The following is a 22,290-nucleotide window of genomic DNA, read 5'->3' as shown; positions in this document are numbered from 1 at the left end:
CCATCACAACTTCCAACTTCATGAATTATATAAACTTTCGATTATAGTTCCATAACAAGAACAACAAACCAGCAAGACCAATCAATTGATATAATAAATAAATTTTCCCTACTGTTTGCTGACCATAAATAATCAAAAACATACAGAATAGAAAAAAGATTATTTTTAAAACACGGAACCCTTTATCCATTATCCCGCATCTCCTTCCAAATAATATCACTTGGTTGTATCGTTAATGTATCTACATGGCCATCACCATCATAAACCTCTGTTTGCTGAAGACTGTTTGCATTATTCACTATCGCATATTTTCCAATACTAGGATAAGCATGTACCTCACAATGAATATTAGATGCCAACCATTTTGTGAATTCACCTTCTTTACCAGCTGCATAAAACAGGGCACGCATTAACAATCTTGTATTTTCGTGACTATACGGCAGTCCAGCCATATAGACTCCTCTTCCCCTACCAAAGAATGTACTGGATAACTGGACACTGCCATTATGATAGGCAATAATCTCCGTATCATCATTTAAGGCATAGATATTATTGCTCCCTTCTCCGTAGTCATAGCGAGTCAAGTCCTTGGTTAGAAAGTGACTATTGGTTTCTTCGGTGACATATTTATTGGTAGATAAACTAAATCCTAATTCCTTATCCACACCAAGCACATTGGCTAATTGGAAGTAACGACCTTGGTGATGAACTGCCGATGGTTCTCCGACTCCAATCAAACCGCCGCCATGGTATACCCATTCTCTTAGGAGAGACACCAATGTTTGATTCCTCCACTTATCCCCTCCTGAAAAAGCCGTACCTGCATCACCGGCGTTAATTATTACATCAATATCTGTCGGAACACCTTTTTCCAATATATCATCAAAACTAATAAATTCTACATCTACCGAAGCACCGCTTAATGCCTCCACTATTCCATAATAAGAGTAAGTCTGTTGATAATATTTTCCATGCGCTACAATGTGTGTCTGCCAGGTGCGTAACTTGCCCCAAGCATTCAAAATCGCAACTTTTACGCCAGTGTATGGCTTTGCTTCTGCTATCGTATGATAGATATCGCGAAATTCATCGGTTACCTTTTCCACGTAATCAATAAAGTCCGGAAACTGATAAGGTAAGCTTGGGTAACCACCATAACCAATTCGATCTACTGGCTTTCGCATTAAAGCTCTCCTAGCTGTCAGCCAATTCTCATTTGCCTCTACGACAGGGTCATTCCCCTCATAAAAGGTATCTGGAAAGAAATAAGGAAGAAAGCGACCTTCCGTATAGCGTACATGTGGAATGTCTGAAATAAGACGCAACGTGGTTCCATCCCCTACACTGCCTACAACCGCATCGATACCCGTTTCTTTGAAATAGGAACCATACGGCTCTGTCCCAATCCAATTATCCCCCAAAAACATCATTGCTTCTTTGTCGTAATCATGTACAATATCTACTAACTCTTTTACTTCGCGTGCGACAAATTTCTGGATAAAATCAATATAATCCAAATAAGCGTTAGATGGTACTCGAAATGGTGAATTGTAATAGCCTTGATCCACTAGATCCTCTGGACGAAGCTTATATCCTTTTTCTTCTTCAAAAGCTTCTAGTGCTGCAACCGAAACACTCGCTCCATATCCAAACCAATCTACAAATTTTTCCTGTCCTACATGATTAAACACAAGCGTAAAATGATAGAAAAAAGTCGTAAAACGGACAACATCGGTATCTGAATTCTCTCGAAGCCATTCTCTTAAATAGTCTTTGATAAATTGATTCGAATAAGGCTGGCGAGCATCGAACGGAATCTCATGCGGTTTATCTCCCCAATTATTCGTCATATGATTATACATGTGCGTCGGGTCCCATTTCATATAAGCCAGGTAGGAAACCGTATATTCATGCCATGGTTCTGCGTCATGGAGTACTAATTTATTTCTTTCTTTATCGATGGACCAGTGGCTTGTATCAATGATCTCTCCGGTTGTTCGATCCATCACTTCCCACCATTTTTTGGGGTCATGCCGGTAATCTGGTTCGATTTGCTCCTCAAAATAACCAGCCATAAAATCTATTTCCAAGACCGATTCCGTTGCTACATGGAAAGAGGACATAAGATAAATTTGTTGTGTTTCCTCCAAGTGCTGCTCAGCGAATTCATTATTTCCTCGAGCAACAAAATAAGTAGTATATATTTTTGCATGTAGTTGTTTAATAGCTTCTTCCATTTTGGTACCGTCACTATCTCGTAAGGCATCGGCACCCCATCGCTCCATTAATTCCTTCGTTTCTTCTAAAAAGTTTTCTTCAATGGGAAGTGTAATACGCCCGGTTGATTTCTTCATTTCTATCACCTATCCTTTCACTCCGCCAACAGTCATGCCTTCTGTTAAACGCTTCTGTACAATGATGTATAAAATTAATGTCGGTAGCATGACAATAACCATACCAGCATACATCGGACCATAATTGACAGCTGCTCGTTCTGCAGCTAGTAGATTAAGAAGCCCTACTGGCAATGTCTTGTTATCCCCAGGCATGATCGTAAGTGCCAATAGATATTCGTTCCAAAACAGTAGGAAGTTAAAGAGAATAACGATCACAATACTTGGCATAGCCATTGGCAGCATGACGGAAAACATCGTCCGAAAATAACCTGCTCCATCAATATTCGCCGCTTCCTCAAAGTCAGATGGTAAAGTCTCAAAATAACTGGATAACAAAAAGATCGTAAACGGTAATGCTGTGGAAGCATAAATTAATGCCAAAATCGCCCGGTTATCTAGAAAAAAATTTTGCCCGATGATATCTTGTAATACATTGTCCCAGCCAAGTAGTAATAAAAAGATGGGTACTGCAATATAGCTGACATTAATAAATAGACCAGCCTTAATAAAACCATTTAGCAAATTACTTCCAAAGAATTTGAATCGTGACAGTACATAAGCTGCTGGCAAGGCCAACACCAGTAAGAAAAGTAGAGCCAGTACAGTCACAATGATAGAGTTTAAGAGATATTGTCCCATTTGTGCCTCGATAAATGCCTCTGCAAAGTTTTGAAAATGAAAACCATCTGGTAATGTCCACGGATTTCCATAAAATTCTTGGTTTTCTTTGATAGAGGCCATAAACACCCAGCCTACAGGAACAATGATGGAGACAGCCAAACTCACTAATGCCACATAAATAAATACTTTAAATAGTGTCGTTGTGCTTATTCGTTTCGATTTTTTCAATTACTACACCCCCTTAATACTCTAATACCGTTCTTTTGGTAATTCGACTAACAATCGCCGCAAGTATGAATGAGAAGGTAAACACTACCACACCAATCGCCATTCCATAACCATACGTTGAATTGCCGTACGCTTGATCATACATGTAGGAAAGGAAGACTTCTGTTGATCCGCCTGGTCCTCCTCCAGTCATCGCCCTTACCAATAAGAAACTGAGATTTATGGTACTAATAATATAAAAGGCTAATGTCGTACGGATATTATTCCAGATCAATGGGAGCGTAATACTGGTGAACTGCTTTATTTGACTGGCACCTTCTAAAGAAGCCGCTTCATAAAAACTAGGTGGCACACTCGCCATACTCGACATATACATCACCATATAATAACCAATTGCCTGCCAGACTAATGCCCCCGCCACACTATAAATAACAATATCCTGATTTCCCAACCACATTTGCTGCCAGCTTTCTAACTGAAACACCCCTAAGACACTGTTCAAAAGGCCATTATCCGGGTTATACACCGCCGAGAATATACCTGCAATAACAACAATGGACAGAATATTTGGTATATAAAAGATAACCCGAAAGAAATTGCCGCCTTTTAATTGTTCTCTTGTCAATATCGCTGCAAAAAATAAGGCAAAGAACAAGGTAACAAGGGCAACAAGTACAATTAATAAAATCGAGTTTTGGAACGACTGAATAAAATTCATATCATTCCATAAAATTCGAAAATTATCGAAACCAACAAACTCCTGAGAACTAGAAAGACCTCCCCAGCGATAAAGTGACATTCTAAACACTTCAAATGTTGGTACTACCATAAACAATATAAATAACAACACTGCAGGTAAAACACAGACCGCAATGAAAATGTTTCTAGACATTTTTTTACTCAAGTTGCTCACCTCTCTTGAAAGACACTGCTTCCATATAAACCTTTGCTAATCTGGATGAAACGATACAGCGAGTCTATGAATAGAACTCGCCGTATCGTTTTGGAATCATTCCCCACCTAGTTCATTTCAGGTCTCAATTGATCCGATGCCTCTTGAATAGCTTCTTGCCACTCTTGATAAGTCATTTGACCATTGACTACATTATCGACATTTTCATACAGGGCTTCACTTATACTCACACCTGGTACAGGGTTTGTTGAAGCAAAGGTTCCCATGGCAGGAAGCACTCCTTCATCATAAACGCTGTAGTATTCCAGCATATTTCCTTCTAATTTATCGGTAATATCTTCGATTGGCTGTACCGCTCCAGCTTCAAGGAATGTATCTGCCGCTTCATCAGAATACATATAGGCAATAAAGTCTTTTGCTGCCTCTTTGTTTTCTGCTTCTGCAGGAATCCACATTTGCTCGAAGAATGTAAAGGCATAACGATCTCCCTCACCACTTTCAAATGCTGGAACAGAAGTCATGCCCCATTCAAAGTTATCAGCTCTTGGTGCTTCCTCCATCTCACCAACAACCCATGTTCCATTAGGCATAAACAAAGCTTCATTATCTAAAATTAATTGCTGGTTTCTTGTAAAATCATTTGGATTAGCGTTTGCTACGGTATTTGGATGCGTATACTCCGCTAATTGTTCGATGGTTTGTAACACACGCTCCGCTTCCTCTGTTTCCCAAATTCCTTCTTCATATGTCATTACTGAGTTAAAGAAGTCCGGTCCACCTGAGGCATATAGCATGGAACCGATAAAGGTATCAAAATAGCCCGCAACTGGATAAGTGAAGAGTGGTAAATCTTCATTAGCAGCCTCATCACCTAGGGCCCACATATCATCCCATGTTTCAGGAACTTCCCAGCCTTGTTCCTCTAATAAACCAGCATTATAAAACATGCCTGAAGGACTATAGAACATTGGTGCTAAATACATTTCACCATCTCCATAAGGGTTAGTTGCTAATGTATCTGCAAATCCGTCCAGTAATTTGTCAGCAACTGTCACCTCTTCGCCAGGCACTGTTTTATCTAAGACATCTGTAATGTTTTCCAATCCATTATCTTTAATAAGTGTCTCGGTCAGCGCCTCTTCACGATCCGTAGCTAACAAAAAGACATCTGGGTAATTGCCAGCTTGCATTTGCGGACGAACAACCTCTTCCAAGTTCTGTTCAATCGTTAATTCAACAGTAACGTTTTCATTCATTGCCTCATAATCTTCAATAATGTTATCCCACATTTCAGCGCCATAAGCAGATTCCAAAGCTGCTAAATGTAATGTAACATCTTCATCTGATCCGCCAGTATTTTCTTCACCCTCATCATCGCTTCCCCCACTACAAGCAACTAATGTAAAAATAACGATCATCATAAATCCTATAAACAATAAACTTTTTAATTTCATTCCGGTTGCCTCCTTTGGTTGGTTATTACAATTTCATTCTATCGATTTTTAAAACGCTTTCTCAATCGAAATATTGTTGTTTTTTTTAGTAATCTTGTTTTACAGTGGATAAACTGGAGTTAAAAATCCTATTAAATAGCGATTTCAATTACTATCAACATCATCATCAAAAAGGAATGACATTTCTTTGGCTTGAATAGTAACGATCATTTTCTGCGTAACACCATTGATTTAACCGTTCTTTTAAACAACCTGATTTGATTTTTATTTTATCCCTCCGTAAAATAGATTTAATTAAATCTTAGACAAAATGGAGCAGGTGAATAAAATGTCTTATGAAATGTATAAAATGAACAAAATACTTACAAAAGAAATATCGTTTAAGCTCTTGTATGTCACACGTTCAACGTATGATAAGGGATGGCATAGCACTTCACATACGCACCATTTCACTGAGCTGTTTTATATTACCAAAGGAAAAGGAGCGTTTGTACTTCCTGATTATGATGTACCGGTCCAGCAAAATGATTTAGTAATTATTAACCCACATATTGAACATACAGAACGCTCAAACGTACAAGATTCGTTAGAGTATATTGCCTTGGGAATTGAGGGACTTTCCTTCTGGCTAACGGAAGAAAACAATGAACCGATTGGTTTGTATCGATATGAGGGGGAACGTGAAGATATTTTATTTTACTTAAATAAACTATTGGAAGAAGTGCAGCAAAGCAAAGAAGAGTACGAAGTTATTTGTCAAAATATTATTGAAATTCTAGTTATCAAATTATGGCGTGAACCCACAATCACCATCGAACAAAATAATACGAAGGAATTAAGCAAATTAACAAGTTTTGTAAAGCACTATTTAGATAAAAACTTTCGCGAGGATATTACATTGGATAGGCTGGCAAAAGCAGGGCATAGCAACAAATACTATCTTTCACATGCATTCAAGAAAGATATGGGTGTCTCTCCAATAGAGTACTTAAACAATGTTCGTATCAAGGATGCTAAGAATCTATTAGAAACAACCGATTATTCTATCGCAGAAATTGCCGAAATCAACGGTTTTTCTTCTCTTTCCTTTTTCTCACAGACTTTTAAAAGGGAAACGAGTTTTACTCCCTCTGCTTACCGAAAAAAAGCACGTAAACATGAAACAACAAAATAAGATTGCCATATTGTGTGAACTAAGTCGAGCTTGATGACAATAGAGACAAGTGGATTATTTTTATCATTGTAGCTTTACAGAAAGAACAAGATCTATTATACTTTACCCAACTGGTCATAACCAATCTAATATACTACTGACACATTTTCGTTTGGGAAAGGAGGAAGATAATTGGATAAAGCAAGCAAAGTGCCTTTATACCTGCAATTGATGGATGAGCTTATCCTTAAAATGGACAATAAAGAACTTCAAGTCGATCAAAAGTTGCCATCCGAAAGGGAATTATGCGAAATCTACAACTTAAGCCGAATTACAGTGAGAAGCGCCTTGCAGGAGTTAGAACGCGAAGGCTATATCTATAAACTACACGGTAAGGGAACTTTTGTATCTCCCGTTAGTTATCATCAAAAATTGATTAAGCTATATAGTTTTACCGATGAAATGAAAAAATTAGGAAAAACGCCAACAACGCAAGTCCTTTCTTTCCAGGAAATTGCCTTGGATGAACGATTGGCCCATAAAATGAATGTAACGGCTTTGGATGAAGTCTTTCAAATTGTCAGATTGCGGCTCGCTGATCAGGAGCCTCTCATCTACGAAACCTCGTATTTGCCCAAGGAAACATTTCCTGGTCTCACCAAAAATGATTTAAACGAACGGCCTATGTACGAAATTTTTCGGCAAGAATACCAAATCCATGTCACCAAAGCTGTGGAACATTTCTCTGCCAGCAGCTTGCGCAAGGAAGAGGCAGATTATCTTCAATTAACAGCAGGTTCTCCTGCTATGTTAGTAAAAAGACTTGCTTATCATAATGATCAGCTGATTGAGTATACCGTTAGCGTGACACCCGGTGATAAATTCAATTACACGGTAGAATTAACCTAGCCCATTTAACAAGGGCTTCTTATTTACACCAACTGGTTATAACGACATAACCACTTAAAGAATTAATTAATTACAGGAGGATCTAGAATGTTTAACATGACAAACGAAGAATTACAAAACAAACAAGCGCTTCATACAGCAACAGAAATTCAACAGCAGCCAGAAATGTGGGAAGAATTAAGAACCATTCTTTCTGAGCAACGGGATATATGGAATCCATTTTTAACTGCTATTTATGAAAAACATGATTATGTTCGAGTTATATTCACAGGTGCAGGAACCTCTGCCTTTATCGGGGATACCATTACTCCCTTGTTACGCACCAATCATCAAAAACAGATACAATTGGACTCCATAGCAACAACCGATATAGTGGCAAGCCCAGCGGAATATTTACAGGATGTCCCTACTATCATGGTATCCTTTGCTCGTTCTGGTAATAGCCCGGAGAGTGTAGCCGCCGTAAAACTCGGAAAACAGCTTATTACCGATTTTTATCAAGTAATTATTACCTGTAACAAGGACGGAAAGCTAGCCGCAGACACAAAAGAAGATACAAACGCTCTTACTATTTTAATGCCTGAGAAAGCCCATGATAAAGGCTTTGCTATGACTAGTAGTTTTACTTGCATGCTGATCTCAGCCTATACCTTATTTACTTCTAATAACTTAGATACCAATGTAATCCAAGCGGCCAAAAAACTAATTCCTAGCATTCCAACATCTGTGAAAAATATTTGTGACTTTGATTGGGAGCGTATTATCTATCTAGGTTCTGGTATGTTAGGACAGCTATCTCATGAAGCTGCACTAAAAATGTTGGAATTAAGTGCTGGCAAAGTAGTCGCTTTACACGAATCATCCTTAGGTTTCCGCCATGGACCGAAGTCAGTTTTGAATGATCAAACTGCGGTCGTACTTTTCTTCTCACAAGATGCTTATACAAGAAAATACGATATGGATATTCTGCGGGAGATTGCAGACAGTCCTGTTAAACCCAAAATCATAGCCTTAACGACGGAACAAAATGACGCTGTCGAAACGTTAGCCGATTGGACCATTCCAGTATCAGCTGGTTTTAATATCCGTACAGATGATTTCCATGCGGCCCTACTCTATATCCTATTTGCCCAAAGCTTGGCACTACAGAAGTCATTGCGGCTTGGCATTACTCCAGATAACCCAAGCCCGGATGGTAATGTGAATCGAGTAGTGCAAGGGGTTACGATTTACGATTATGACAAATAACCACAAAGAAGGGATTATATGACCTATTTCATTAAGGCAAGCCGTTTTTTACTAGAAGACGGTGAAAAAAAAGATGCTTATTTACAAGTGAATCAGGATCGATTTGGTTTTTTTGTTGACGAGGTACCGAATCAAGCCAACATCATTGATTGGAGTGGTTATACCGTTGCTCCTGGGCTATTTGACACCCATATTCATGGCATCAACGGCTATGATGTGATGGATGGGAATACGGAGGCAATTCACGGTATTTCTGAAGCCATTCTGCCACTCGGTGTTACCCGCTTTCTACCAACAACGTTGACCTCTTCGGAAGCGGATCTTGAGCAGGCCATTAAAGCCATTCGTGATGCCGTTAAACAAGGGTTACAAGGGGCACAATCAGAAGGTATGTTTTTGGAAGGTCCATATTTTACCGAAAAGCATAAGGGTGCGCAAAATCCAGACTACTTTTGTGACCCAGATGAAAAGCAATTTCTATCCTGGCAGCAGCTCGCCGAGGGCTCTATTGTCAAGATTGCACTGGCACCAGAGCGCAATGGAGCCATCGAATTTATTGATTCTATTCATAAAGATGGCGTGTTACTAAGCATCGCTCATAGCGACGCGAGTTACGATTGTTGCCAAAAAGCGATTCATGCGGGGGCAAACAACTTTGTTCACTTATTTAATGGCATGTCTGGCTTACACCATCGCGAACCAGGAGTGGCTGGTGCTGCCTTCATAGAGGAACAAGCTTTTGCCGAACTAATCTGCGATGGACACCACGTCCATCCGGAAGTAGCTTCGTTAGCGGGCAAAATAAAAGGTAACAAGTTGACCTTAATTACTGATTGTATGCGAGCGGGATTAATGCCAGATGGGAACTATATGCTAGGTGAATTCCCGGTGGTCATGGAAGATGGCATCGCACGTACCGAGAGTGGTTCCCTGGCTGGCAGTACATTGCGTTTGATCGATGGGGTGAAAAATCTGCAAACATGGACGGGCAAACCATTATATAACATATGGCACCTTGCCTCCCTATCACCTGCCGCAAGTATTGGTCAAGATGATCTATTCGGTAGTATAGCTACAGGAAAGATAGCTGATTTTGTGGTAATCGATGATCAACTTACGATTCAATCCGTTACAGTAGCAGGTAAGGAAAAATATCACAAGGAAAAGAGTGAGGTGAATGAATAATGATTTTAACAGTTACCTTAAACCCTTCTGTTGATATTAATTATTCCTTAAAGCCTTTCGATCTTGATACGGTAAACCGAGTATCCACTTTTTCCAAAACGGCCGGTGGAAAAGGGCTTAATGTAGCAAGAGTAATCCAACAGCTTGACGAAAAGGTCGCCGCTACGGGTTTTTTAGGAGGCAGTTTAGGTTCTTTCATACGAAAAAGTCTTGTTGAGGAAAATATCATTGATCATTTTACATCGATTACTGGAGAGACGCGGAATTGTATTGCGATTATTCATGAAGGGCAGCAAACGGAAATCTTAGAATCCGGGCCAGAGATTAGCGAAAAAGAAGCAGAAGCGTTTCTCGATAGCTTTGCAAACCTTGTGAAAAAAGCGGACGTTATTACGATCTCCGGTAGTCTGCCCAAAGGATTAGATACGTCCTTTTACCGTTTATTAATCCAGACGGCTAATCAATTCGGTGCGTCCGTGCTGCTTGATACCAAAGGAGATCTACTCTCTTACACAATCCAAGCAGCAGACAAACCGTTTTTAATCAAACCAAATATGGAAGAGTTAGCTGATTTATTAGAGGAACCACCTACAAATGAGGCAGCAATTATCTCTGCTCTTTATACCGAAACATTCGCGGGTATTCCTTGGGTCGTTGTAACCACAGGGAAGACTGGTGCCTATGTCAAACAAAAAGAAGTGATTTATAAGATTACCCCGCCAAAGGTAGAGGCAATTAATCCAGTTGGTTCCGGGGATTCAGTCATAGCTGGTTTTGCAGCGGGCTTGTCGAAAGGATTAGCCAATGAGGCATTGATGAAGTATGCCCTTAGTATGGGTGTTCTCAATGCCTTGCACCCTCATACTGGAGCGATTCAAACGGATCATATCGACAAATATGTGGAGAAAATGAAAGTAAAGAAAATATGCGATAACGGGAGGATAATGGAATGAAACTTACCCCAGGAAAAAAACGAGGACTCGAATTAATTTCTGATCAAGAACAAATCGTCTTTGCCACCGCCATGGATCAACGTGGATCATTAGGAAAAATGATTCAATCGATGAATGACCATATCACGTATAAAGATGGATTATCCCAATTCAAGGAAGGTGTGAGTAAGGTGCTGGGCAACCAATCATCCTCCCTTTTGCTTGATCCAGAGTATGGCTGGGAGGCCGCTGCGCAACTGCATGATGATGTTGGCTTGATTATGGCCTATGAGAAAACGGGTTATGATGCTTCTGAAAAAGGACGACTGCCCAACTTAGTTGACGAATATGCGATACAGGATTTAGTGCAGCGTGAAGCCAGCGCAGTCAAACTATTAATCTATTTTGATCATCAAGAAGAAGCACTGTTCAATAATACAAAAAAAGCATTCATCAAACGTGTGGGAGACGAATGCCGACAAAATGATTTATTGTTTATTCTAGAACCTGTTTCTTACAGCGCTGAAGGTTTAAATACCAAAGGGACGGAATTCGCCAAGAAAAAACCAGCTATCATTGAGTATTTCATGACCGAATTCTCTAAGGAAGCATACGGCATAGATTTGTTGAAAGTAGAAGTGCCAGTATCTATTTACCATATCGAAGGTAATCACCAATATGATAATTATGATCCTGTCTTTAGCCAAGAAGAAGCCAAAGCTCACTATAAAAACTGTTCTGATAAAAGCCGTCTCCCTTTTATCTATTTAAGCGGTGGTGTTACCAACAAACAATTTGTCGATACCCTCTATTTCGCTAAAGAAGCGGGAGCGACATTTAATGGTTGTCTTTGTGGACGCGCCATTTGGAAAGATGCGGTCGAGCCTTTTGCCAAAGAAGGTCCTGAAGCTTTTCATAACTGGTTGGAATCCCTGGGCACGGATAATCTACAGAAGGTAAAACAAGCGATTCGGGAGACTGCAACTCCATGGAGTCGGTTGGTGAAATGAAATCAATCATAAAAAACTTGGACATTATATTTGTCCAAGTTTTTTTATGAGCAAGTGTCCTAACAATCATTTTTATAGTTTTCTCACTAAACGGATCGTAACTTCGAAAAACTACTCTTTCAAAGTGGCGTAATTACTCTTTTTCTACTTTACGTCTCAACTCAAAATACACTATAACAAAACCTAGTAGCACAAATAGCAGACCAGTAATTATCCAATTAAATGTAGAGGTTGCTGTATCTGGTAAAGAACCGTTTTTCGAATCATTATTTGCGTCTATATCTTTGTTGGAATTCGATTCAGTCCCATCGTTTTCATTAGATCCATCATCACCATCTGGATCGTCATTGCCGTTGGTACCATTATCACCGTCTGAATCATCATGACCATCACTGTCACCTTCACCGTTTGAACCATCATCTCCACCGGTGTTATCTTCATTGTCTGAATCATCATCCTGCTCTGCTACTCGAATAACAATAGCTGATAACGGCTCTATTTCAATAGAATGCTCAGAAAGAGTAACACCAGTCGGTTCCTCGATAACATTCATTCCAGCTGTCTCTTGATCAACAATAATCTCACCATTTGTTAAATCTTCGGATAATGTTAAAGATCTTGTTTGATCATCTGCATTTACAAAAATGAAATACTCCTCTTTTCCAGCAGAATCTTCTGAACGATAAGCAATGACAAGGTCTTCATTATCTATTTCAGGAATATCCAATAAAGAAACTTTATCATGGACATCTTCCATGGTTCCATGTCGAAATGCATCAGTGGAACGCCTGAGTTCAATTAAACCTTTTGTATAATCCCTTGTTGTCGTCTCTGTTGGGTATGCTTCCGTATTGGTCGCTTTCTGCCAGTCAAACTGGTTAATCGCATCCGTTGAGTCATACGAATCGTGAATGAAATATGGATATTCAAATGGATTTCCATCTTTATCTGTGAGATAAGTAGACTTATAAGGAGGTTCCGTTACCTCTCCTTTAAAATCTTCATGGCGGAATTGCTTGGTTCTGCCATACTCTTGACCGGCATGAATAAATGGTGTTCCTTGAGCAGTTAATACCATTAAATTACCTAACCGGATGCGTTGATGTATTTCCTCGGCGTGATCTTTTGGATCCTTTTTAATTGATTGGGCAATCACATCATGTAAGGTTAAATTATCATGTGCCGCAATATAAGGCACCACATCCCCTGGATCATCTGCTGTAAAATTACCGGGATTAGCCGTAAGATTTTCAAATATTCTATTAATATCGCGGGCCCCTCCAGTAATAAATCTTGGCTCTCCTTCACTACCAAAACCTGATTTTAATTCATTACGAAAATCATCGGAAAAGGAACCAACACTCGTCGTATCCTCCATCCAACTCTGATCAGCGGGTTGCACATCTGGGTTATTTTCGTCACCTACATAGGTTACCCAACCCTCGCCAATCATCACAACATTTGGATTCAATTCTTTTGCTTCATCATATGCCATTTGAATGGATTCTGCATCATGGTCTCCCATCATATCAAATCGAAAACCATCGACTTTATACTCGTCTACCCAGTAGGTTATAGAATCTACTAAAATACGTCTTGCCATTTGATGGGTTGTTCCTAAACGACCACCACCAAAACTTTCACGCGGCGTCCCATCTGCGTCCATAAAATGATAATAATTGGGTTCTAAATCTTCCAATATATGCAACTGGGCCGTATGGTTATAGACCACATCTAAAACAACTCCCATATCACGTTTATGAATTTCATCCACTAAATTTTTAAATTCTTCGATTCTTTTTTCAGGATCCTCTGGATTTTCGGAATACATTCCAGTTAACGAAAAATAACTTTGTGGATCATACCCCCAGTTATAGTTGGTATCCGTTGATTCCCAGTCTAATAGCCGATCATCTTTGTTCATTTCATTCGCATGAAAATAACTCATTACCGGGAGTAATTGAATATGAGTGACTCCCAAATCTTCTATATAATCTAATTTTTCTACAAAGGAAGCGAACGTACCAAATTGAGCTTCTAATTCATCATCAATCGATGGATCAGACGTAAAATCACGCACGTGCGTTTCATAAATAATCGCATCTTCACGTTTTTCAAAACCATCAATCGAGGCATAATCTAATGTTGGCCCTAATGAACTTGGATCGACAATAGCCGCCTTGCCAATATTAGCTTCAGCGTCATTACTATTCCAAGCTGCCATAGATTTTGCGTAAGGATCTAGTGTTAATGCCGTTTCCCCTTCACGTTCTATAGCAAAATGATAATAATAACCAATCATATCATCCAATCCAGTTGTTTCTTTATTTAACTCTACTTCCCAGACGCCTTGTTCGGAACGTGTCATCTCCAAATCATCTTTAATAACTTGCTTCGCATCATCCTTATCGTACAAGACGACGGATACATTGTCCGCACTTGGTGACCAGACCTTTAAGGTAGCATTACTAGAATCATGGACTTCCAATCCCAGATCCCCTTCATAGCCATACATATTATCTTTTAATCGCCAACCAATTGATGCAATGACTTCACGTCCATTATGCTGAATCGTAAATGGAGCCTGGTCCAGATCAAAACTTCCGTTCAATAATACGGTGTTATCATCTTCTATTATGGTCACTGAATTCATTTCTACTTCTTGTTCTTCGCTTGTTAATACGGTAATATCCTCTAATAATTGTGCCTCTGTAAATCCTTGAACAGAAGTATATTTTAATTCTATCTCTTGGTCTGACAAGACTTCTGCAGATACTAAGCCATCTTGACTTACAAAGTAAGGGTTCGTGTATATCATAGGATCATCTTTCTGTACAAAAATTTGTGTGTGCTGCTCTAATTGATCAAATGACAATTCTTCTGACTGCCATTCTGTTTCTTTATTCATTAGTAAAAAGTCTATTTGTTCTGCTTCATTTGTGAGAGGTAAATCGTAGTAAGACCCTTTCATTCCTTGACGATCATCGGCGAAAGAATGTGCTCCATCAGGCCAATCTTCCGTTGGTTCTGCCACATCACCCCATGTCCACAAACCAAATGGGTCATAACTTTCTGCTGTTTGATAAAAATTAACACGAAGTGAATTTTCCTTCTCTAATGGTTCGTAATAAAACACTTCATAATCTTTATTCAACCAAACTTCATTCATTTCTGGGGAAAGCATCTGAACAAAGATATCTCCTGATAAGTTATCGCCATTGGAATGATTAATCAGCAAGCCTACCTCATTAGGATTTTCTGCTAGCTCAACATCAATATACCTTCCATATTCGGTTTGGTTCTGTTCTTCAAAAGATAATGCGGCGTCCGGCCAGCTACCTGCACTTTCTGAAGGAGTTGCAACGTCTTCCCACAACCATAATCCTAATCCATCAAAGTCAGCACCATCTCCAGGAAAATGAACGCGCAAATGGTTGTCAGGAATATCACGACCTTCTGGCTGTTCTTCCCCTTCTTCTCCATCTACAATATTTCCATTGTTTGCTGTTAATAAAACGGTACCCCCATCTCCCATAGCAGGAATATCAATGAATACTTCAAATTCACCGGCTTCATTTCTTTCAGCCTCATATGTTTGATCTTGATAATGGTCGACAATTTCTGTTTCCTCATTATCTACAGTTAAAGAAACTTGCTTTGTCGTATCAGCTGTATTGAAAGCAACATAAGCAGACTTCCCTTGAAACGACCGTTCCACAAGGATAAATTGTTCCTCATCAGAACCGGCAACTTGTTGACGTTCCCCTTTAGCCATAATATCAGAATGATCATTTCGGAAGGAAACTAACTCTTGGTAATGCGCTAACATTTCATTTCCTTCTACTTCGTTCCAAGCAAAGTCATAGCGATTATCATATTCTGGCCAATTATTAGCACCCGATTGTCCCAATTCTTCTCCATAATAGATAACCGGCTGTCCCTTAGCAGTAATTTGTAAAGATGCTGCTATCATTGCTTTTCCTTCATCACCACCTAATTGATAAAGAAAACCATCTTCATCATGACTACTTAAAAACTGACCTAATAAAGATGTATTATCCATATTCTGATTTCGCTCTATCAAAGTTTGATTAGCACTCTCTAAATTTCCATTCACAAAATTGTTTGCAGTACCCTTAAATTCAAAATCTAACAAAGAATTCATCGTACCCGTTTGAAGATAGCCATGATCATTCGACTGTCCAGCTCCCCATGATTCACCAATCAATTGGAATTCAGGTTCTTTTTTAGTTAATTCATTACGAAAATGCTGCCAGGTTGTATCATCTACATGCTTCACTGTATCCACTCGATAAGAAGCCAATGAATTACCATTTGGTGTAGTAGACTTTTCAACCCAGTTTGATTGCCATTCTACCATTTGTTCACGAACAGCAGCTTCTTCTGTTAAGAAATCAGGTAATCCGGATAGTTCCGTTGTCAAATCTCCAGAACCAGAACTTTCTCTTAACATATCCTCAAACCGTAGACGGTCTTCACTGGTCGGATAACCACCTGGTGCATTTTCGCCCAGTGCATCTACTGATTTCAATCCATATCCAGGATGATTGAGAACGACATCTGCCATAATATCGATATTACGTGCTGCTGCAGCATCAATAAGTTCATGAAACTCTTCTACTGTTCCTAAATGAGGATTGAGCTCTTCAAAATTCTTCGCCCAATACCCATGGTAAGCAAAATAGGAACCTTGAGATTCATTATAATTAACATCATGACCAATATTTTCAACGATTGGGGTAATCCAAATCGTATTAACCCCAAGTTCAGCTAAATAATCTAATTTCTCTGTTACACCTTTAAAATCTCCACCCTGATAGGTACCACGGGGATTGTCATAATCTTGATACCCCAAATCATAAGGATCATTATTAGCAGAATTACCGTCGTAAAAGCGATCCGTTAGCATAAAATAAATGATTGATTCATCCCAATCCGTCCTACCCTCGCCGATTTCTCTCGCATCAACTGTAGCAGTCACGCTAGTCTTATATGTGCCCCCTGCTTCATCCACGACTGTGACAGGAATATCTTTCTCGCCAGGCTCTATATGATAAGAAGCAGATAGAGTAACCTCATTTAGTTCAGGTGATATTTCCAGTCGTTCTTTGCCGCCTAAAGCAGAAGTATCTGCATAAATTTGACGTATTCCCAGGTCAGATTGATTGTTGATGTTTACTTCTAAGACAGCATGATCATTATAGGTAAATGCTCGATTCACAGAGGCACTTACTTTAATATCCTGCTCCCCTTCTGTCTCTTCCGGTATCTCTTCCTCCACCTGATCTGATACATAATACGGATTAGTGTATACTTCTTCACTGTCAGCTTTCAAAAAGATTTGCCGATGCTTGTCCAGTTCTGCAAAATGAAAATCATTTGTTTGGGCGCCATTTTCGATTCTTTCTACCAATAAAAACCCGATTGATCCCGGATTGTCCTTCAAAGGAATATCTACATAGGCACCATAAGGACCGGTTTGTTCGTCTGAAAAAGGATGCGCATCGGTTGGCCACTCATCAGATGGCTGAAGTACATCATCCCACGTCCAAACACCCCAAGGTTCATAGGATTCTCCCTCTGTTTGATAATGAATTCGAATACTATTATCCTCCAATTCCATTGGTTCATAATAATAAACCTCTCCATCATTGGTTAACCAAACCTCTTGCATTTGATCAGATAATATCTCAATCGTGATCTCTTCAGTCAACTCATCTCCATTACGATTATTAATCAGTAATTGAACCTCTTCTGCCTCTTCCATCACTTCTACATCAATATAAGCACCATAATCATTTGTTTTATCCTCTTCAAACCAGACTCCATCTGGCCACTCTCCAGTTGTTTCTGAAGGTGTGGTTACATCCCCCCATAACCAAGCGCCTATGTCGGTAACGGAATCGTCACCATAGTCATAATGAATTCGCAATACATTTTCTTCCGTTATTTCGTCCGCTTGTACGTCTGATATTGGTTGTATGCCCGCAAATAAACTGAATAACATGACGATAACCATCATTCGCACCATAACATACTGTCTTTTCTGCTTTTTCAAATTACGTTTCCCTCCTATTTTATATAGTGATATAAATTCAAGCAAACGATTGCAGTATATTTAAAAAGATTAAATGTAACAATAGAGTGTGTATTTACTTCATTGTACCTATTTTAAAATAATCACTTCAAAAATAAGTGCAAACGTTTTCCTTAGCAGTATATAATATTTATATTGCAAGCGCAATCATTATTTTGAATGATTACGCTTTTGAAATTTCTACTTCATACTTCCAAAATTCTCTTGTCAAATTAAGTGGATTATTCGGAATTCAATCATAAAAATAGGATAAGCCTTCATTTCTATACTATTTAATAAAATAATGATTACTTTCTAAAGAAAACGGTTGCAAAATATATTTGATTTATATATAATGCATTTAGACAAATGATTGTTCATATCGAATACAAAAGGAGGTAATTAAAGTACTATTGACAGGGTAATAAAAAGAAACTAAACTATCGTAATATAATAACGTTTTTAAAGGAGCTAAAATTAGCTCTTAATTATTATCTCTTTACGCAAACGTTTGCTAAATCGTTCGCTGTTTTTTTGAAAATCACGCAAACGTTTGCTAAATTGAAAAAGGAGTGAAAAATTTTGAAAAAATTAGTGTGGATGTTTGTATTAGGATTGCTTCTGTCATTTATTATTGCCTGTAGCAAACCAGAAAGTGCTGAACAAGAAAAAAGTGAAAATGAACAAGCTGCTTCTGATCAATTAGAACCTGAGGAAAATGCAGAACTTCTTATCTGGGGTAATGGAGATCAAAATGCTGAGTGGATGAATGAAGTAATTGACGAATTTACTGCAGAATATGATATTGATATCACTTTTGAAGAAATTAGTCACACAGATGCTCCGGAGAAGTTACAAACGGACGGACCTGCTGGCATAGGTGCAGACGTGTTTATGGGAGCTCATGATCATGTTGGATCCATGAATCAAGCAGGTTTAATTTACGACAATTATTTTGAAGAACAGTATCAACAAGAAATGATGGAAGGAGCAGTAAATGCAGTTTCTTCTTTAAATGAGGAAGACGAAATGGATATGTATGGTTACCCTATATCTGTTGAAACTTTGACAATGCTTTATAATCAAGACCTATTAGACGAAATGGGATTTGAACCAGCAGAAACCATGGATGAATTGATTGACCAATCTAAACAATTGATGGAAGAACATCCAGATAAATATGGATTTATGTTTGAACCTGCAAATTTATATGGCAATTTTGGCTTTATGTCCGCAAGCGGAGCATATATTTTTGGCGATAATAATACAAATCCTGAAGATATTGGATTAAATAATGAAGGCGGTGTTGCAGCCGCAGAGTTATTTCTAAAGGTAAAAGATGAGATTCTTGGACTTAGTCCTGAAGATTTAACAGGTGATGTAATTGGTTCCTATTTTGATGAAGGAAATCTTATGTACATGATTGACGGACCATGGTCTCTAAATAACCGTTTAGAAACTGGTATTAACTTTGGGTCTATGGTTATTCCTAAAGTCGACAATGGAGATACTCCATCGCCATTCCTTGGCGTAAAAGCTCTATTTGTTAATGCCTATAGCGACTACCCTCAAGCAGCTACGCTATTTGCTCAGTTTGCAACCAGCTACGAAATGCTAGAGAAACGTTATGAATACACTGGTGAGATTCCACCTATCGAAAGTTTGCAAGAAAGTGAAACTATTGTAAACAATGAATTATTATATCCTTTTGTTGAACAAGCCCAAGAAGCAATTGCAATGCCTAATATTACCGAAATGCAATATGTTTGGGAGCCGATTGATACGGCATATAGCACAATATGGAAAGGTAATGCAGATCCTCAGGAAGCCTTGGATCGAGCTGTGGAACAAATCGAAGAAACAATAGACTCAGAGCTTGAATAAATATGGTCAGAATGGCTTTTCATAATAGGAAAAGCCATTCTGATTAAATGGAGGTTTTACATATGGGAAATAAATCATCTTCTAATAAAATATTTACAAGACCTCGGATTGCTGCTATCCTTTCTCTTATTTTCATGGGAGTAGGGCAACTCTACAACCGTCAAATCTTTAAAGGAATTTGCTTTATTATATTGGAAGTTTATTTGTTAATTTTTTGGACTGTACCATTTCAGTGGGCCATGTGGGGATTAACAACACTGGGTGAGACACCTCAGCAAAGGACTGGTTTTGATATTTCGCAAGGAGATCATTCTATTTTCTTAATGATTGAAGGTATCATATTTTTGATTTGTTTTTTGTTATTATTATGGTTTTACTACCTCAATATAAGAGATGCATATAAAGTAGCAAAAAAAGTGGAAAAAGGAATCCAACCAAACAGTGCTAAGAAAATGTTTAAAAATATTTGGGAGAACGGCTTCCCGTACTTATTAATTACTCCCTCGGTATTGTTCACTTCCTTTTTAACAGTGCTCCCTCTTATCTTTGGGATACTAATTGCGTTCACGAACTATTCTGCCCCCAACCATATTCCTCCTCGACATTTGGTTGATTGGGTAGGATTTGATACGTTTATTGCTTTATTTCAAATGAAATCTTGGAGTACCACGTTCTATGGTGTTTTTTCTTGGACAATAATATGGGCGATTTTAGCAACAATTACTACTTTTTTTCTAGGTTTAATTTACGCAGTCTTATTAAATCAAACAAAAATTAGATTTCGTAATTTTTGGAGGGGTATTTTTATCCTACCTTGGGCAATACCACAATTTGTATCTATTTTAATCATGAGAAATATATTTAACGGGCAATTTGGTCCAATTAATAAATATTTAATGGATATAGGAATCATTGATCAAGCAATACCTTGGCTATCGGATCCTATTTTAGCTAAGCTCACTTTAGTACTTGTAAATATGTGGTTCGGTTTTCCTTTTTGGATGGTATTAATGAGTGGGGTTATGACTGGAATCGATAAAGAATTATATGAAGCTGCTGAAGTAGATGGTGCTACCAAGTTTCAACAATTCAAAAAGATTACTATTCCCTTGATCATGTTTTCTACTGCACCACTTGCTATTATGCAATTTGCTGGTAACTTCAATAATTTCAATCTTATTTATTTAATGACAGAAGGAGGACCTGTTAATAGTAGCTATAACTATGCAGGCTCTACGGATATTCTAATTAGTTGGATATATAAATTAACATTAGATAATAGTCAATTTGCTGTCGCTTCTGTAGTTTCCATACTGATTTTCATTGTTATTGCGATCTTCTCTATCTGGAATTTCAGAAGAACAAGGGCATTTAAAGAGGAGGATATGATGTCATGATGATAAAGAAAAGAAAATCAAAATTCACATTATTGCTCATTTATATTATCCTCATTGTCACAGCAGTATTTATCTTATTTCCTGTATTTTGGATTATTACAGGTTCCATGAATCCTGGGAGTACTTTGTATTCCTCTCAATTAATCCCAGATAGTTTGACGCTTACTCACTATAAACATTTGTTCGAAGATACAAATTATCTTCTATGGTATCGTAATACATTTAAAATTGCTTTTTGGTGTATGATTATTTCCACTTTATTAATCGTAACAGCTGCCTATGCCTTTTCTAGATTCCGCTTTACTGGAAGGAAACAAGGACTTATGGCAATGTTAGTTTTGCAGATGTTCCCTGGATTCATGGGAATGATTGCGATTTATATTTTATTATTGCAAATTGATCTATTAGATAATCATTGGGGACTGATATTGGTCTATTCTGGTGGATCTATACCTTTTGGTGTTTGGTTAGTGAAGGGATATTTTGATGGGTTACCTAGGAGTTTAGAAGAAGCAGCCAAATTAGATGGTGCGAGTCATGTTAAGATATTCATGAAGATCATGATGCCTTTATCCAAACCTATACTAGTCTTTATTGCCGTAAATAACTTTATAGGTCCTTGGATGGATTTTATTTTCGCCAGACTAGTATTACGTTCAGGTGATAAGAAGACGCTAGCCGTTGGATTGTTTGAAATGATTCAGGAGAACGGTAATTCCGAGTTCACAGTATTTGCTGCAGGCGCTGTTTTGGTAGCAATCCCTATCACTATACTATTCTTTATCTTTCAAAATCAGATGGTTGAAGGCTTGAAGGCTGGAGCTAATAAAGGATAATTTTAAACTGTCTGTATGTGGTGTTCA

Annotated in this window: 15 protein-coding genes; 9 read left to right on the top strand and 6 right to left on the bottom strand. The window is 38.3% G+C overall.

Annotated elements, in window-relative coordinates; all coding sequences use genetic code 11:
• Positions 1 to 25: 25 nt before the first annotated feature.
• From E0E32_RS22165 to E0E32_RS08755, 5 genes are all read right to left on the bottom strand, one after another.
• Positions 26 to 190, bottom strand: coding sequence for a DUF6903 family protein (locus E0E32_RS22165; protein WP_162840598.1), 165 nt, complete (start codon positions 188 to 190; stop codon positions 26 to 28).
• Entirely contained in the window at positions 183 to 2,354 is a 2,172-nt protein-coding gene (gnpA, locus tag E0E32_RS08770; RefSeq protein WP_066191738.1) for a 1,3-beta-galactosyl-N-acetylhexosamine phosphorylase, read from the bottom strand. The genes E0E32_RS22165 and gnpA overlap by 8 nt, the downstream gene beginning before the upstream one ends.
• A 9-nt stretch (positions 2,355 to 2,363) precedes the next feature.
• Positions 2,364 to 3,245 carry a carbohydrate ABC transporter permease gene (locus E0E32_RS08765; protein ID WP_066191735.1) on the bottom strand — a complete coding sequence of 294 codons (882 nt, stop codon included), beginning with the start codon at positions 3,243 to 3,245 and terminating at the stop codon, positions 2,364 to 2,366.
• A gap of 13 nt (positions 3,246 to 3,258) precedes the next feature.
• Positions 3,259 to 4,158 (bottom strand): carbohydrate ABC transporter permease, encoded by a 900-nt coding sequence (locus E0E32_RS08760; RefSeq protein ID WP_235817522.1) that lies wholly within the window; start codon positions 4,156 to 4,158, stop codon positions 3,259 to 3,261.
• 107 nt (positions 4,159 to 4,265) lie between these two features.
• Positions 4,266 to 5,612 carry a carbohydrate ABC transporter substrate-binding protein gene (locus E0E32_RS08755; protein WP_130859609.1) on the bottom strand — a complete coding sequence of 449 codons (1,347 nt, stop codon included), beginning with the start codon at positions 5,610 to 5,612 and terminating at the stop codon, positions 4,266 to 4,268.
• A 328-nt stretch (positions 5,613 to 5,940) separates the two neighbouring features.
• Here E0E32_RS08755 and E0E32_RS08750 point away from each other — a divergent pair, with 328 nt between their 5' ends.
• The 6 genes from E0E32_RS08750 to E0E32_RS08725 all read left to right on the top strand — a co-directional run bounded on the left by E0E32_RS08750 (position 5,941) and on the right by E0E32_RS08725 (position 12,049).
• Positions 5,941 to 6,786, top strand: a complete 846-nt coding sequence (locus E0E32_RS08750; RefSeq protein ID WP_130859608.1) for an AraC family transcriptional regulator — start codon at positions 5,941 to 5,943, stop codon at positions 6,784 to 6,786.
• Positions 6,787 to 6,957: 171 nt separating this feature from the next.
• Positions 6,958 to 7,674 carry a GntR family transcriptional regulator gene (locus tag E0E32_RS08745; RefSeq protein ID WP_235817521.1) on the top strand — a complete coding sequence of 239 codons (717 nt, stop codon included), beginning with the start codon at positions 6,958 to 6,960 and terminating at the stop codon, positions 7,672 to 7,674.
• Positions 7,675 to 7,761: 87 nt separating this feature from the next.
• The gene (locus tag E0E32_RS08740; RefSeq protein WP_066191725.1) at positions 7,762 to 8,922 is read left to right on the top strand and encodes an SIS domain-containing protein; all 1,161 of its coding nucleotides are present in this window, start codon (positions 7,762 to 7,764) and stop codon (positions 8,920 to 8,922) included.
• Between the two features lie 18 nt (positions 8,923 to 8,940).
• Positions 8,941 to 10,107, top strand: a complete 1,167-nt coding sequence (gene nagA / locus E0E32_RS08735) for an N-acetylglucosamine-6-phosphate deacetylase (RefSeq protein WP_130859607.1) — start codon at positions 8,941 to 8,943, stop codon at positions 10,105 to 10,107.
• Positions 10,107 to 11,060 (top strand): hexose kinase, encoded by a 954-nt coding sequence (locus tag E0E32_RS08730; protein ID WP_066191719.1) that lies wholly within the window; start codon positions 10,107 to 10,109, stop codon positions 11,058 to 11,060. Before nagA ends, E0E32_RS08730 begins: the two co-directional genes overlap by 1 nt.
• Positions 11,057 to 12,049, top strand: a complete 993-nt coding sequence (locus tag E0E32_RS08725; protein ID WP_130859606.1) for a tagatose 1,6-diphosphate aldolase — start codon at positions 11,057 to 11,059, stop codon at positions 12,047 to 12,049. The genes E0E32_RS08730 and E0E32_RS08725 overlap by 4 nt, the downstream gene beginning before the upstream one ends.
• 133 nt (positions 12,050 to 12,182) lie before the next feature.
• On the opposite strand, the gene E0E32_RS08720 is transcribed toward E0E32_RS08725, so the two are convergent.
• On the bottom strand, positions 12,183 to 18,128 hold the full coding sequence (locus E0E32_RS08720; RefSeq protein ID WP_286171850.1) for a pullulanase: 5,946 nt from the start codon (positions 18,126 to 18,128) through the stop codon (positions 12,183 to 12,185).
• A gap of 600 nt (positions 18,129 to 18,728) precedes the next feature.
• Here E0E32_RS08720 and E0E32_RS08715 point away from each other — a divergent pair.
• The 3 genes from E0E32_RS08715 (at position 18,729) to E0E32_RS08705 (ending at position 22,263) form a co-directional block, all read left to right on the top strand.
• Positions 18,729 to 20,030, top strand: coding sequence for a sugar ABC transporter substrate-binding protein (locus E0E32_RS08715; RefSeq protein ID WP_130859605.1), 1,302 nt, complete (start codon positions 18,729 to 18,731; stop codon positions 20,028 to 20,030).
• A 62-nt stretch (positions 20,031 to 20,092) separates the two neighbouring features.
• Positions 20,093 to 21,427: a carbohydrate ABC transporter permease gene (locus tag E0E32_RS08710; protein WP_130859604.1), complete on the top strand. Its 1,335-nt coding sequence runs from the start codon at positions 20,093 to 20,095 to the stop codon at positions 21,425 to 21,427.
• A 2-nt stretch (positions 21,428 to 21,429) separates the two neighbouring features.
• Entirely contained in the window at positions 21,430 to 22,263 is an 834-nt protein-coding gene (locus tag E0E32_RS08705; protein WP_434059216.1) for a sugar ABC transporter permease, read from the top strand.
• Positions 22,264 to 22,290 lie beyond the last annotated feature (27 nt).

The organism is Gracilibacillus phocaeensis (assembly GCF_900626275.1).
In the GTDB taxonomy this organism is placed as follows: Bacteria; Bacillota; Bacilli; order Bacillales; family Amphibacillaceae; genus Gracilibacillus; species Gracilibacillus timonensis.
The sequence above is the reverse complement of the archived record's forward strand: the minus strand, read 5'-3'. Positions and strand labels throughout refer to the sequence as shown.